13 protein-coding genes and 1 pseudogene are annotated in these 13,747 nt (G+C 46.8%); 12 read left to right on the top strand and 2 right to left on the bottom strand.

The features are described 5' to 3' along the window. The first annotated feature begins 21 nt into the window (after positions 1 to 21). The 8 genes from ACMX2I_RS19745 to ACMX2I_RS19710 all read left to right on the top strand — a co-directional run bounded on the left by ACMX2I_RS19745 (position 22) and on the right by ACMX2I_RS19710 (position 6,490). Positions 22 to 795 (top strand): 5-oxoprolinase subunit PxpA, encoded by a 774-nt coding sequence (locus ACMX2I_RS19745; RefSeq protein WP_414958091.1) that lies wholly within the window; start codon positions 22 to 24, stop codon positions 793 to 795. 14 nt (positions 796 to 809) lie between these two features. Beyond that, entirely contained in the window at positions 810 to 2,024 is a 1,215-nt protein-coding gene (locus ACMX2I_RS19740; protein ID WP_087993010.1) for an NRAMP family divalent metal transporter, read from the top strand. A gap of 5 nt (positions 2,025 to 2,029) precedes the next feature. Then, complete coding sequence (locus ACMX2I_RS19735) at positions 2,030 to 2,821, top strand: putative hydro-lyase (protein WP_394716832.1); 792 nt, start codon at positions 2,030 to 2,032, stop codon at positions 2,819 to 2,821. A gap of 44 nt (positions 2,822 to 2,865) precedes the next feature. Next, complete coding sequence (gene pxpB, locus ACMX2I_RS19730) at positions 2,866 to 3,588, top strand: 5-oxoprolinase subunit PxpB (protein WP_202328911.1); 723 nt, start codon at positions 2,866 to 2,868, stop codon at positions 3,586 to 3,588. 2 nt (positions 3,589 to 3,590) lie between these two features. Beyond that, a complete protein-coding gene (locus ACMX2I_RS19725) occupies positions 3,591 to 4,598 on the top strand; it encodes a biotin-dependent carboxyltransferase family protein (RefSeq protein ID WP_414958365.1) in 1,008 nt (335 codons plus the stop codon). A 15-nt stretch (positions 4,599 to 4,613) separates the two neighbouring features. Beyond that, the gene (locus ACMX2I_RS19720; RefSeq protein WP_414958090.1) at positions 4,614 to 5,366 is read left to right on the top strand and encodes an IclR family transcriptional regulator; all 753 of its coding nucleotides are present in this window, start codon (positions 4,614 to 4,616) and stop codon (positions 5,364 to 5,366) included. A gap of 63 nt (positions 5,367 to 5,429) precedes the next feature. Continuing rightward, entirely contained in the window at positions 5,430 to 6,071 is a 642-nt protein-coding gene (locus tag ACMX2I_RS19715; RefSeq protein WP_414958089.1) for a GDSL-type esterase/lipase family protein, read from the top strand. Between the two features lie 173 nt (positions 6,072 to 6,244). Next, the gene (locus ACMX2I_RS19710; protein WP_087993006.1) at positions 6,245 to 6,490 is read left to right on the top strand and encodes a YczI family protein; all 246 of its coding nucleotides are present in this window, start codon (positions 6,245 to 6,247) and stop codon (positions 6,488 to 6,490) included. 5 nt (positions 6,491 to 6,495) lie between these two features. Here ACMX2I_RS19710 and ACMX2I_RS19705 read toward each other — a convergent pair whose 3' ends face one another. Next, positions 6,496 to 6,783: an antibiotic biosynthesis monooxygenase family protein gene (locus ACMX2I_RS19705; protein ID WP_087993005.1), complete on the bottom strand. Its 288-nt coding sequence runs from the start codon at positions 6,781 to 6,783 to the stop codon at positions 6,496 to 6,498. A 151-nt stretch (positions 6,784 to 6,934) separates the two neighbouring features. Between ACMX2I_RS19705 and pbpC the strand changes: the two genes are divergently transcribed. From pbpC to ACMX2I_RS19685, 4 genes and pseudogenes are all read left to right on the top strand, one after another. After that, positions 6,935 to 8,941, top strand: a complete 2,007-nt coding sequence (pbpC, locus tag ACMX2I_RS19700; RefSeq protein ID WP_414958088.1) for a penicillin-binding protein 3 — start codon at positions 6,935 to 6,937, stop codon at positions 8,939 to 8,941. Then, positions 8,934 to 9,035 (top strand): annotated as a pseudogene (locus ACMX2I_RS19695) (oxidoreductase); the annotation flags it as partial. The gene pbpC and the pseudogene ACMX2I_RS19695, both read left to right, overlap by 8 nt. Positions 9,036 to 9,224: 189 nt before the next feature. Next, positions 9,225 to 11,309 carry a mannitol operon transcriptional activator MtlR gene (gene mtlR / locus ACMX2I_RS19690; protein ID WP_414958087.1) on the top strand — a complete coding sequence of 695 codons (2,085 nt, stop codon included), beginning with the start codon at positions 9,225 to 9,227 and terminating at the stop codon, positions 11,307 to 11,309. Between the two features lie 211 nt (positions 11,310 to 11,520). After that, positions 11,521 to 13,032, top strand: a complete 1,512-nt coding sequence (locus ACMX2I_RS19685; RefSeq protein WP_414958086.1) for a class I adenylate-forming enzyme family protein — start codon at positions 11,521 to 11,523, stop codon at positions 13,030 to 13,032. Positions 13,033 to 13,047: 15 nt separating this feature from the next. Here ACMX2I_RS19685 and ACMX2I_RS19680 read toward each other — a convergent pair whose 3' ends face one another. Next, complete coding sequence (locus tag ACMX2I_RS19680) at positions 13,048 to 13,644, bottom strand: class I SAM-dependent methyltransferase (protein ID WP_414958085.1); 597 nt, start codon at positions 13,642 to 13,644, stop codon at positions 13,048 to 13,050. Positions 13,645 to 13,747 lie beyond the last annotated feature (103 nt).

Genomic DNA, 13,747 nt, shown 5'->3' with positions numbered 1-13,747 from the left:
TGCTTTGGCTGGAGGGATTCTGTGTTTCAGGTTGATTTGAACTGTGATTTAGGAGAAAGCTTCGGAGCCTACACGATTGGCCTTGACCAAGATATTTTAGAGCATGTCACATCAGCGAACATCGCATGCGGATTTCATGCAGGAGACCCCGGTATCATGCGGAAAACCGTCGCGCTTGCGGCAGAAAAAGGCGTAAAAATCGGCGCGCATCCGGGTTTGCCGGATTTACTCGGTTTCGGCCGCCGCAATATGGCAATTTCACCTGAGGAAGCGTATGATCTTGTCGTCTATCAAATTGGCGCGCTCTCTGGTTTTTTAAAAGCAGAAGGACTTCGCATGCAGCACGTCAAGCCGCATGGCGCTTTATACAATATGGCGGCAGTCGATCAAAAGCTGTCTGACGCCATCGCAAAAGCTGTCTGCAAGGTTGATCCCGGCCTGGTTCTTTTCGGTCTTGCTGAGAGCGAGCTCGTAAAAGCGGGAGAACGGATCGAACTGCAAACAGCAAGTGAAGTGTTCGCCGACAGAACATACCAAGCGGACGGCACACTGACGCCGCGATCCCAGCCGGACGCACTCATTGAAAGCGATGATGCCGCCGTCACCCAGGTGATCAAAATGGTGAAAGAAGGGGCGGTCAAATCTCAGCAAGGCCATGATGTGTCATTAAAAGCGGACACGGTTTGCATTCATGGAGACGGAGCCCATGCGCTGACATTTGCGCAGAAAATCAGAAAAGAGCTCAAAGCGGCGGGAATTGAAGTGGCCGCTATTTCAGCACAGAAGTCAACATAAAGGAGGAACAATAGATGGAGCAGCAGAAAAAAACAGCAGGGAAAAAGGCGGGCAGCTGGTCATTGCTGATGGGGGCCGCCTTTTTAATGGCGACATCAGCGGTCGGCCCGGGATTCCTGACACAAACCGCAACTTTCACAAACACACTCGCGGCAAGCTTTGGTTTTGTCATTATCATATCTATTATTTTGGATATTTTCGCCCAAACCAACGTATGGCGCATCATAGCGGTTTCTGGAAAACGCGGTCAGGAAATTGCGAATATGGTGCTTCCGGGATTGGGTTATTTCATCGCCATTCTCGTCGTGCTTGGCGGATTGGCTTTTAATATCGGGAATATCGGAGGTGCCGGACTGGGGCTTCAGGTATTGTTTGGCATTACACCAACAACAGGCGCTTTGATCAGTGCTGCCGTTGCCATTTTAATCTTTTTAATTAAAGAAGCGGGAAAAGCGATGGACCGTTTTACGCAAATTGCCGGTTTTGTCATGATCCTTTTAACTTTGTATGTCGCGATCACGACAGCTCCTCCTGTTGGAGAGGCTGTGGCGAATACGATTGCGCCGGAGCAAATCAGCATTTTTGCTATTGTCACGCTTGTGGGCGGAACCGTCGGCGGTTATATCACATTTGCCGGAGGACACCGCTTGCTGGATGCCGGAATAAAAGGGAAGGAATCCATCCCGCAGGTGACAAAAAGTTCGGTTGTCGGTATTTTAATTACATCTGTCATGCGTATTGCTCTTTTCCTCGCGGTGCTTGGCGTTGTTTCAAAAGGCCTGCATATCGATGAAAGCAACCCGGCGGCTTCTGTTTTCAAGCTGGCTGCTGGAAATGTCGGTTATAAAATTTTCGGATTGATCATGTGGTCTGCGGCCATTACCTCTGTCATCGGAGCAGCTTACACGTCTGTCTCCTTCTTTAAAACCTTTTCTCCGAAAATTGAAAAAAATTCACGGGGCATTATTATCGGGTTTATCGTGATTTCCACGTTAGCTTTTGTCACAATCGGACAGCCTGCGAAAATCCTCGTGCTTGTCGGTTCGCTGAATGGCTTAATTCTGCCGATTGCGCTCGGAACGCTGCTGATTGCCGCATATAAGAAAAAGATTATCGGTGATTATAAGCATCCGCTTTGGCTGACCGTTTCAGGTTCACTTGTGGTGGTCGTAATGGCTGTGATGGGTGTCTACATGTTATTTACACAACTTCCTCAATTGTGGAGCTGATAAAGGTGGAGCAATTAAATAAAATGGCGCCGCAGGATGTGCGCGCCCTGATACGAGAAGGAAAAATAAACGGGCCGACCGCAGGAATGTCCGGAGGCTATGCCCAAGCGAATCTTGTGATCTTGAAGAAAGACCTTGCGTTTGACTTCCTGCTGTTTTGCCAGCGGAATCAAAAGCCATGCCCTGTGCTGGATGTGACAGAAGCGGGTTCGCCTGTGCCATTTCTGGCAGCGCCGGATGCCGATATCAGAACGGACTTTCCGAAATACCGTATTTACAGGCATGGTATCTTGACGGAAGAAGTATCTGATATTACGCCATACTGGGAGGATGACTTTGTCGGCTTTCTGATCGGATGCAGTTTCTCCTTTGAACAGGCGCTGATCAATAATGGAATAGCTGTCCGGCATATTGATGAGGGGACGAACGTTCCGATGTATAAAACGAATATCGATTGTGTTTCAGCGGGGGTGTTTCAAGGAAAGATGGTTGTCAGCATGAGACCCGTTCCAGAACGGCTGGCTGTACGCGCTGCACAAGTGACCTCGCGTTTTCCGGCAGTGCACGGAGGGCCGGTTCATATCGGCAATCCGGGAGCAATCGGCATTGTTGATGCGGACAAACCGGATTTCGGAGATGCCGTTTCCATTCGTGAAGGCGAGGTTCCTGTTTTTTGGGCATGCGGTGTGACCCCGCAAGCCGTGGCTATGAATGTAAAACCTGAAATGGTCATCACACATGCGCCGGGGCATATGCTCATCACAGATATTCGAGACGAGTCGCTTGCGGTGCTGTAACCTCTCGTCCTCCAGATGAATGAGAAATAAAAGAGGTGAGAAAGATGACTGTACGATGTCAAATCGAACAGCTCGGTGATTCTGCAATGATGATCCGATTCGGAGAAGAAATAAACGAACAGGTCAACGGTTTTGTCCATGCTGCGGCCGCTTATATAGAAGAACAGCCATTTCCGGGGTTCATTGAGTGTATCCCGGCTTTTACAAGTCTAACGGTATTTTATGATATGTATGAAGTGTACAAGCATTTGCCTAAAGGCATGAGCTCACCTTTTGAGAAGGTAAAACTTGATGTCGAAGAGGGGCTGAAGGAAATAGCTAAAGACTATGAAAATAGCCGCCGTATTGTAGAAATTCCAGTATGCTATGGCGGTGAATTCGGGCCCGATTTAGAAGAGGTGGCGAAGATCAATCAGCTCTCTCCGGAGGAAGTCATTGAGATTCATACAAGCGGCGAATATGTGGTGTATATGCTTGGTTTTGCTCCTGGTTTTCCTTTTTTAGGCGGGATGTCCAAACGCATTGCCGCTCCAAGAAAATCATCGCCAAGACCTTCGATTCCCGCAGGTTCGGTAGGAATTGCGGGATTGCAGACAGGCGTTTACCCGATTTCGACGCCGGGCGGCTGGCAGCTGATCGGCAAAACGCCGCTGGCTCTTTTCCGGCCGCAGGAAAACCCGCCGACATTACTGCGGGCGGGAGACACTGTGAAATTCGTGCGCATCTCAGAAGAAGACTATCACGCCTATAAGGAGGAGTCCAATTGAGCATGAAAGTGTTAAAGCCCGGACTGCTCACAACGGTTCAGGATATAGGCAGAACGGGTTATCAAAAATACGGTGTACTGGCAAGCGGAGCCATGGACACGGTTTCGCTGCGCATTGCCAATCTGCTGATCGGCAACAGCGAAAATGAAGCCGGTCTTGAAATTACGCTGATGGGGCCCGGTCCGTCGTTTTATTTTACAAAAAAGACGTTGATTGCGGTGACAGGAGCGGACTTCACGCTACGTATTAATGACGAGGAAGCACCTTTATGGAAGCCTGTGCTCGTCAAGGAAAACAGCACAGTCAGTTTTGGTCCCTGTAAACTTGGCAGCCGTGCTTATTTAGCGGCGGCCGGCGGTTTCGATGTGCCTGACGTCATGGAAAGCAAAAGCACGTACGTCAGAGCAGGAATCGGCGGACTTCATGGCAGAGCGCTTCAGAAGGAAGATGAACTGTCCATTGGAGAAATATCATCTCTTTCGCAAACCATCCTTTCCCAATTAAATCTCCAGCTTGGAAAGCGGGAATTTGTAGCACCGAAATGGTCGGTTAGCCGCGGCAGGTTTCTGCCATTAAAAAAGAATCCCATTATCCGTGTACTGGAAGGAAAACAATTCGGCTTTTTCACAGAAGAATCGAAAACACGTTTTTATGCAGAAACGTTTCGGGTCACGCCGCAGTCCGACCGTATGGGTTACAGGCTCAAAGGAGAACCGCTCGAACTGAAGGCGCCGCTTGAGATGGTGTCGGAAGCGGTTTCGTTTGGAACTGTTCAGGTGCCGCCTGACGGCAACCCGATTATCCTGCTTGCAGACCGGCAAACGACCGGCGGCTATCCGAGGATCGCGCATATCATATCCGCTGATCTTCCGATTGTCTCCCAAATTATGCCGGGCGAGCACGTCCAGTTTGAGCCTGTATCCCTTCAAGAAGCGGAAGCGTTTGCGATAGAACGGGAACAGCATATAAAAGAACTGAAAACGAGAATGAAGATGGAATGGCTGACGTAATAAAGGAGATCAATGATGCAGAATAAAAACAAAACCGTAGTCAAATCTATGACTCTGCTTAATTTGTTTTTGCATGAACCAAGCCTTACCTTAAGTGAACTGGTGTCGCTGTCAAAAATGCCGAAAACCTCTGTTCACCGGATGGTCAGCTCTTTGGAGGAAATGGGGTTCCTCAATCGGGATTCGTCCGGCGCTTATTCGCTGGGACTGGTGTTTCTTGAATTTGGACAGCTTGTCGCTGACAGGCTCGATATCAGAAAAATAGCGAAACCGGTGATGGAAGAGCTGTGCCGGGAAGTGGATGAAGCTGTGCAATTGATCATGAGGGACGGCAATGATGCGATATACGTTGAGAAAATCGAAGGAACACAGACTGTACGGCTGTACACGGCGATCGGCAGGCGTTCTCCTCTGTATGCGGGAGCGTGTGCGAGAAGCATTTTGTCCTTTCTTCCCCGTGAAGAAATCGAAACATACATCAAACAAACAGAGTTCATTTCAATTGGGGCCGGGACGATTACCGATCCGGAAAAGCTGCTGAAGGAGATTGATGCCTCCGTGCAGAATGGCTATACCGTCAGCTATTCAGAGCTCGAAAACTATACGGCGGCCATCGGCGCCCCGATCTTTAACCATAAGCGGCAAGTGGCAGCCGGCATCAGCATTGCAGGCTTTGAAGCAAGATTTACAGAAGACAGGCTTCCTTATTTAACAGAAAAGGTGAAGGATGCCGCTATGCAGATTTCCAGAAAAATAGGGTATTCTTGAGTAGCCGATCTTTTCCCCGCTGCGTACATTAACGTATCGACGTTCAGGAGTGGAGGAAAAAACATGGTGCTTCAATATACAGCACTGGGGGATTCTTTGACGACAGGGAGAGGAGCCGGGCTGTTTTCCCCCGGATTCGTCCAACGTCTGGGAGACATGATGGAAGCTGACTTGAAAACAAAAACGGCCATCTCCATCTTTGCCAAATCGGGCCTTAATACAGAAGAAATTCTGGGGCTCCTGTCACATCCCCATGTGCAAAAATGCATTCAAGCTGCTGGCATGATAACGATCACAGGGTGCGGAAATGATCTTATAGATTCAGTCTTTGCTTACCAAACGTCTAAAGATGAAACGACTTTCAGCCGAGCATCCGCTCATTGCCATGAGAATTTTGAAAAGATGATTGCCAAAATCGCCGAAATCAAAGGAGAAAACCCGTCTCCGTACGCCATCCGTGTGTTCAACTTATACAATCCGTTTCCCGGCATTGACATCGCTGGCAAATGGATCACATCTTTTAATTCGCATTTAGAAACACTTGCGGCGGCGCCCCATGTCAAAATCGCGGATGCCTATAGCATTTTCAAAGGAAAAGAGCAGGAATATCTGTCCTTTGACGGTGTCCATCCGAACAGCAAAGGCTATCAAGCAATGGCTCAAGCCGTTCACAAGCTGGGTTATAAAGAATTGCCAGTTTCATAGAAACGCGCCTTATGACAGAGCGCGTTTTTTTATATGTGATTGAAACATTAAAAGAAACTTAAAATTCCCTGTCTCCTGTTCTACAGACAAAAAAAGTGCGCTAGAATAATGGAGGACGTAGGCAAATATAGCCATAACGTTCAATATTTCTTATATAAGGAAGGATGGTCCTTTTGTTTCGGATTTTTAAAATGTCTTTTGCGGTTATCATAATTATTCTGGCGCTCGTTGCTTTTAACTATACGGAACACACCTCTGTTATCCAATCGGTCATGCTTGTCTTTCTTGGCGCAGTCATGTTTATGCAGGGGCTTGAAGAGCGTAAAAAAGAAAACGACGGCTCAGGTGCGTTTAATATTTATACCGCCGTTTTCGTATGGTCTGTCTCTCTCATCGGTTTTACTCTTCATATTATATAAGTCTATTACACATCCTGAAAATGCTCGACCGTCGGGAACGGGGTATAGAACCGATGAAGCAAGGCTTTCCACTCTTGATACTCTGAAGAACCGCGAAAGCCTTCCGTGTGGTCCTCGAGTGTTTCCCACTCCACAAGCAGCAGATATTTATGTGTTTCTTCCATGCATTTTGATAACGAGTGCGTGATATAGCCCTTCATGCCGGAAATAATCGGCGCCGCTTGCCGGAACGCCTCCTCAAACTCTTGTTCAAGCCCCTCTTTAATGTGAAGTATCGCTGCCTCTCTGACCATGTCATCCCTTCTTTCCTTCTTTTCAAATAGTCTACAGCAAACGACAGGAGATTTCTGCAAAATCGGTGAACCTTTTCCTTCATTTTCAAAAAAATCTTGCGCGCACCAATTCATATAAGAGAAAATAACAAGTGGAAGGCAGGGGAAAGTCATGTTAAAAAAGTGTATTCTACTAGTATTTCTATGCGTCGGATTGATTGGGTTAATCGGATGCTCCAAGACAGATTCACCAGAGAATCGCATGGAAGCATTCGTGAAACAGTGGAACGATCAGCAATTCGATGACATGTATCAAAGCCTGGCCAAAGATGTCAAAAAAGAAATCTCCAAAAAAGATTTCGTCAGCAGGTATAAAACCATCTATGAGCAGGCAGGCGTGAAAAATCTGAAAGTCACTGCGGGAGAAGTGGATGAGGGCGACAAAGATAACAAGACGATGAAGCACATCCCGTATAAAGTCAGCATGGACACAAATGCGGGCAAAGTCAGCTTCAAAAATACCGCAGTGCTGAAAAAAGAAAAAACTGATGACGAGAAGTCATGGAATATAGATTGGGACCCATCGTTTATTTTCAAGCAGCTGGCTGATGATAAAACAGTGCAAATCGCCAGCGTTGAACCAAAACGCGGCCAAATCTACGATAAAAACGGGAAAGGTTTAGCCATCAATACAGATGTGCCGGAAATCGGCATTGTTCCCGGAGAGCTTGGCGACAAAAAAGAAAAAGTCATAAAAGAACTCGCGAAAAAACTTGATTTGACTGAAGACGACATCAAGAAAAAGCTGGATCAAGGCTGGGTGAAAGACGATTCGTTTGTGCCGGTCAAAAAGGTCAAGCCGGACCAAGAAAAGTTAGTGTCTGAGGCGACTTCATTAAAAGGTGTAACGAGAACGAATGTCAGCTCCCGCTATTATCCGTATGGCGAAAAGACAGCCCATTTGACAGGCTATGTCCGCGCCATTACTGCGGAAGAGCTGAAGAAAAAGAAAGACGGAGCATACAGCGATACGTCTAACATCGGCATCACCGGACTTGAAAATGTGTATGAAGACAAACTAAGAGGCGCAACTGGATGGAAAATCTACGTTCCGCAAACCGGAGAAGTCATCGCTGAAAAGAAAGCGAAGGACGGCGAGGATCTTCACCTCACCATCAATATCAAGACGCAAACGAAGCTATATGATGAATTGAAGGACGACAGCGGGGCGGCGGTTGCGCTTCAGCCGAAGACAGGCGAAACACTCGCGCTTGTCAGCGCGCCTTCTTACGATCCAAACGGATTTATTTTCGGCTGGAGCGATAAGGAATGGAAAAAACTAAACGAAGATAAGAACAATCCGTTTTCAGCGAAATTCAACAAGACATACGCACCGGGTTCGACAATTAAACCGATTGCCGCTGCCATCGGAATTAAAAACGGCACCCTAAAAGCGGATGAGAAGAAAACAATCAAAGGAAAAGAGTGGCAAAAAGATTCAAGCTGGGGCGGCTATTCAGTGACACGTGTGTCTGAGCGCCTTCAGCAAGTCGATCTGGAAAATGCCCTCATTACGTCAGACAATATTTATTTTGCGCAGAACGCGCTTGATTTGGGAGCAGACAATTTTACAAAAGGGTTGAAAACGTTCGGCTTTTCAGAGGACATTCCGTATGAGTTCCCGATCCAGCAATCGTCTATCGCAAATGACAAGCTCGATTCAGACATTTTGCTTGCGGATACAGGATACGGACAAGGACAAATGCAAATGTCTCCGCTTCACTTGGCAGCTGCTTACACGCCATTTGTCGACAACGGAGATCTCGTCAAACCGACGCTGATCAAACAAGACTCGCAAACAGCTGATGTCTGGCACAAGCAAGTGGTCACGAAGGAAGGAGCGGCAGACATTACGAAAGGTCTGAAAGGCGTTGTGGAAGATGCGCGCGGATCAGCGTACCGGCCTGTCGTGAAAGGAATCACCGTTGCCGGAAAAACAGGAACAGCCGAGCTGAAAACATCAAAAGATGATAAAGACGGCACGGAAAATGGCTGGTTCGTCGGCTACGATTACAAAAACAAAGACCTGCTTGTCGCCATGATGATCCAAAATGTGAAGGACCGCGGCGGCAGCCACTATGTTGTTGAGAAAGCGAAAAAGCAATTTCAATCGAATTAAAATACCCTTCGCGGTAAACACGCTGGCATACAAGTTTGATCAGGATCAGTGGTTCCGCATTTTTACAGCCGCACAGGGTTGCGATATACCTTAACAAAAAGCATCAGCTTAGCAGCTGGTGCTTTTTCAATATTGTCACACCGCTTGATGCCAAATTCCCATTTATAAGTGATTGAATCTCGTTTGAAAGCGTTTTATATTATAAAGAAAACCTCTCTTATTCCTCTCCTGTATCTCCTTGCGACTTCATCCGCACATCACGACTGTCTAGGAGGCCTTTTTGATGTATATGACTGCCAGAGAACAAAAGCTTTTAAAGCACTTATTATTACAAAACCGGTATGTAACCGTAACTGAGCTTGCTGAGCTGATGGAAGTCAGCACGAGAACCATTCACAGGGAGCTCAAATCAATTAAGCCGCTGATGGAACCCGTCGGGCTTACGCTCGATAAACAGCCTGGCAAAGGGTTGAAGGCAGTGGGAAGTCCCGAGAATAAACAAAAGCTGCTTACCGACTTAACATATGAACAGCATGAATACAGCGCGGATGAACGAAAGCTGCTCATTCTCTGTTCGCTATTAGAGTCTCAGGAGCCCGTCAAGCTGTACACGCTTGCCCATGACCTGCAGGTGACGAATGCCACGGTCAGCTATGATTTAGACGAGCTGGAGAAATGGATTTCTCCCTTTAGATTGACACTGATTCGTAAAAGAGGTATTGGCATCCAGCTCATAGGGCCGGAGAATGCGAAACGTAAAATTGTCGGCAACCTGATTGTGAACCGCCTCGACATCCAAATGTTTTTAGAAGCGGTAGAATTAAACATCAAAGGTAAAGCTGATTCTTCAGAGAAAATGTTCGGCGTAGTCAGCAAAGGCGAGCTGTTAAAAATGGAGCGTATCCTATTTCAGCTGAAAGAAGAAATCGCCTTTTCATTGTCCGACAGCTCTTATATAGCACTCGTCGTCCATCTGACGTATGCAATCGAGCGGATCAAGCTTGGGGAAACCATTGCTATGGAGCAAAATGAGCTTGAGGAACTGAAGAATGCGAAGGAATACAGCTCAGCTCTTGAAATCGCGGACGAACTTGAACATGCCTTCGGCGTGACGATTCCGGAGGCGGAGGTGGGCTATATTACAATCCACCTTCGAAGCGCCAATCGAAAGTACAAAACAGAATACAAAGCGCAGGAAATCGAACTGGAAACAGCCCTGCATACAAAGCGGCTCATTGCTTTTATTTCAGACAAAATCAGAATGGATCTTACGAAAAACTATTCTTTATATGAAGGACTGATTGCCCATTTGGAGCCGGCTGTCAGCCGCATAAAAGAAAATATCGAAATATACAATCCGATGAAGGAACAGATCAAACGCGATTATTTTCTGCTTTATATGGCGATCGAAGAAGGCGTGGAAAAGTATTTTCCGGGCATGTCCTTTTCTGATGATGAGATCGCTTTTATCGTCCTTCACTTCGGCTCGGCCCTTGAAATCAAAAAAGAAGAAGCCAAAGTGAAAGCGCTTGTCGTCTGCTCAAGCGGGATCGGGTCTTCGAAAATGCTTGCTTCCAGACTGAAGAAAGAGCTGCCGGAAATTGAATCGTTTGATATGTCATCCTTGATCGAGCTGAAGGGCAGGAAAGTTCAAGCCTATGATATGATTGTTTCCACCGTGCCGATTCCTTACGAAAACATCGATTACATTATGGTTAGTCCGCTTTTAAATGAGGAAGACGCAAATCAGGTAAAACAGTATATCAAGCGGAAAATTCCGCTCATTCTTGAGAAAAAAAGAACGCCTAAGGAAGAGGCGCAGCAAGCTGACGTGCCTGACATGCTGGCAGCATCGGAAAGCATGGGGCGGTACATGGCCGTCATTCAAGATGTTCTGCGCCACTTTACACTTAATCAACTCCAAACAAACTCGGATCATAGCAAGCTTCTGTCAGAGCTTTTTCAACAGCTGAAGGAGGATGGCTTGATCCGTGATCCGAAAAAAGCCGCGGTTTGTCTGGCGGAGCGGGAGAAACAAGGGGGATTGGGAATTCCGGGGACCAACATGGCGCTTTATCATCTCAAAAATGATGAAATCGTCCTGCCTTTTTTCAAAATGTATGATCTCAGCACCTCTTATGAAGTGAATGGCATGGACGGAAATACCCTCAGTATGACACGCATTCTCGTGATGATGGCGCCTGGCTCATTATCTGCTGAAGGATCGGAGATTTTAAGCGCGATCAGTTCCGCCATTATCGAGAGCAGCGAAAGCATGGCGGGGTTTCAGGGAGAGGGAGAACAAGGACTGTATCAACGATTAAACCGCATATTCTTCACATGGATGAAAGAAAAAAACATATTGTAATCCCGCATGGCACACGTCAAAAAATTGGCGTGTGTTTTTATGTGGATGGTGTACAAAATGACAAAATGCGGGACTATTTTATCATTCATTAATGGAATAGTTCCAAAATGAAATAGTTTTACAAGTTATCTTTTTTGGGTTAAAATGGGTGAGGTGAGGAAGAAAACCTAACAAATTATTGAAGATTCAAGAGAATATAGGAGATGACAATATGGAAACATTACAGCATCTGATTCTGCATGACATGCCGAATAGCGAAGAAATAGAGGCTGTAAAAAGCGGAGGCCATACACTGACATATGCAGGTTACCGCAAACGGATTAATCAGCTGGCGAATGCCCTGCTGCAAAAAGGAATTCAAAAAGGCGACCGTGTTGCATTGCTTTGCAAAAACGGACATCCCGCCTCAACTATTATGTTCGCCGCGCTTGAAATAGGCGCTGTTGTCGTACCTGTCAGCTGGCAGCTCAAACCATATGAAATGACAGGCATTTTAAAAGCTAGTGAACCGAAAGCGCTGTTTTACGGAGCGGAGTTTAAAGAGAAACTGGACGAAGTTCTTCCTGAACTGAGCTCATTGTCTGTAACGATGGCAACTGGAACAGCTTACGAAACGTCTGCTGAATTTGAAGCTCTGTTTGCCGGTCCTGATCATTTGCCTGAAACTGAAATGGTTTCCCCTAATGATACAGCGCTTCTGATGTTTACGTCCGGCACAACCGGAAACCCGAAAAGATGCATGATCACACATGGCGGCATATATAGATACGTAACAGGGTCCAAAAGTTCAACAACACGTATGAAGGGCCTGCGTTTTCTCGCGTGCCATCCGATTTATCATACGAGTGCGCTCATTTGCATCATGCTGGGAACTTTTGCAGAAACAACCTTTATTTTTACAAAGGATCAAGATCCTGTTGATATGCTGAAAATCATTGAAGAAGAAAAGGTTCAAACCGTGATGGCTCTTCCCGTGTTTTACACGTATTTGCTTGAAGCATGGGAAACACACCAAACCGACCTATCTTCGCTTGTTATTTTAATGACTGGCGGAACAAAAGTGCCGAGCAGCCTGATTCGCCGCTATCTTGATATCGGCATCCCGCTCGCACACGGCTATGGAAGCACTGAGGCTTGGGGAATCAGCACATGGATGCCTGAAATGGGAATGGATAAAGCCGCATCTGCGGGAAAACCTGTGGCAGGTGTGAAAGTTAAAGTGGAAGATCCTCAGACGGGAGAAGAACTCCCTCAAGGGGAAATCGGCGAAATCGTTGTTCACACGCCATTTTTATTTAAAGGCTATGAAGACAATCCTGAAGCGACAGCGAAAGTGCTGCAAAACGGCTGGTTCAAAACCGGAGATTCAGGCTATGTAGATGAAGATGGTTTTATTTTCATTACTGGACGCTACAAGGATGTCATTATTTTCGGAGGAGACAACGTCTATCCGGATCAGGTTGAAGAAGTCATCCAGCAGGTCCCGGGAATCCTTGAAACAGCGGTGGTCGGTATACCAGACCCGCTGTACGGGGAAAAACCAAAAGCATTTATTGTGGCAAACGGCGGCCAGCGTCTAACGGAAGAGGAAGTTATCGCATATTGTAAAGAACGCCTGTCCGCTTACAAAATACCCGAAGTGGAGTTCGTTAACGAACTGCCGAAAAATAACCTCGGCAAGGTGAAAAAAGACGTCTTGCGCAAGCAGGCCGTGCATTCGTAAAAAAATGCCCGTCACTTATGTGGCGGGCTTCTTTGCTGTTGCACAGACAGAAAGCTCAGGCTTAATGTGTTTAAATTGCAACTCAATGTCTTCGAAGCCGGCTGTTTTGAAGTCGGCAATCATCTGTTTTGCAAATGATTTGGTTCTCTCAGGGCTGGCGTCCGCTTCCCGCGGCTGCATCGTAATCGCTGCTCTGCCCCCGGGCTTTAGCGCCCGATAAATCTGTTTCACGCCTTTTGTCTGGTCATTCCAAATGGTGTAGTTGTTAACAGAAATCACTTTATCATAAAACGAGGCGGTGAGAGGAAATGTCTCGATGCTTCCCTGCATTAAGCGCACACCTTTCGATTTTACTCTGCGGGCGGCCAGCTTCAGCATCGTCTCTGACACATCAATCCCATGGAGCTGAACGTCCTTTTCGCGTTTCAGCATCTGCTGCATGCAGTATCCCGGTCCAAATCCGACTTCTAAAATACTGTCCCCCCGTGTGATTCCCAGCTGATTGATTGTCCACTGATTCAGTGTCTGATTTTCAGCAGCCATGATGTACCCGGCAATCATACCGATTACGCCCTTTGGCCTGCTGAATGTTTTAGAAAGCATGTTCATCATTCAGCAACCTCCTTTGCAAGTTATTTCCTCCTTGCGTTTCATGTGAAACATTTTTCTGATAAAGCAATGTGAAGATGCCAATCCATGTTTATCCAAAGGCTGT

Origin of the sequence: Bacillus sp. SW14 (assembly GCF_047608225.1) — a bacterium.
In the GTDB taxonomy this organism is placed as follows: domain Bacteria; phylum Bacillota; class Bacilli; order Bacillales; family Bacillaceae; genus Bacillus; species Bacillus subtilis_G.
Note: the sequence above shows the minus strand (reverse complement) of the source record. Positions and strands in the feature narration are given on the sequence as shown.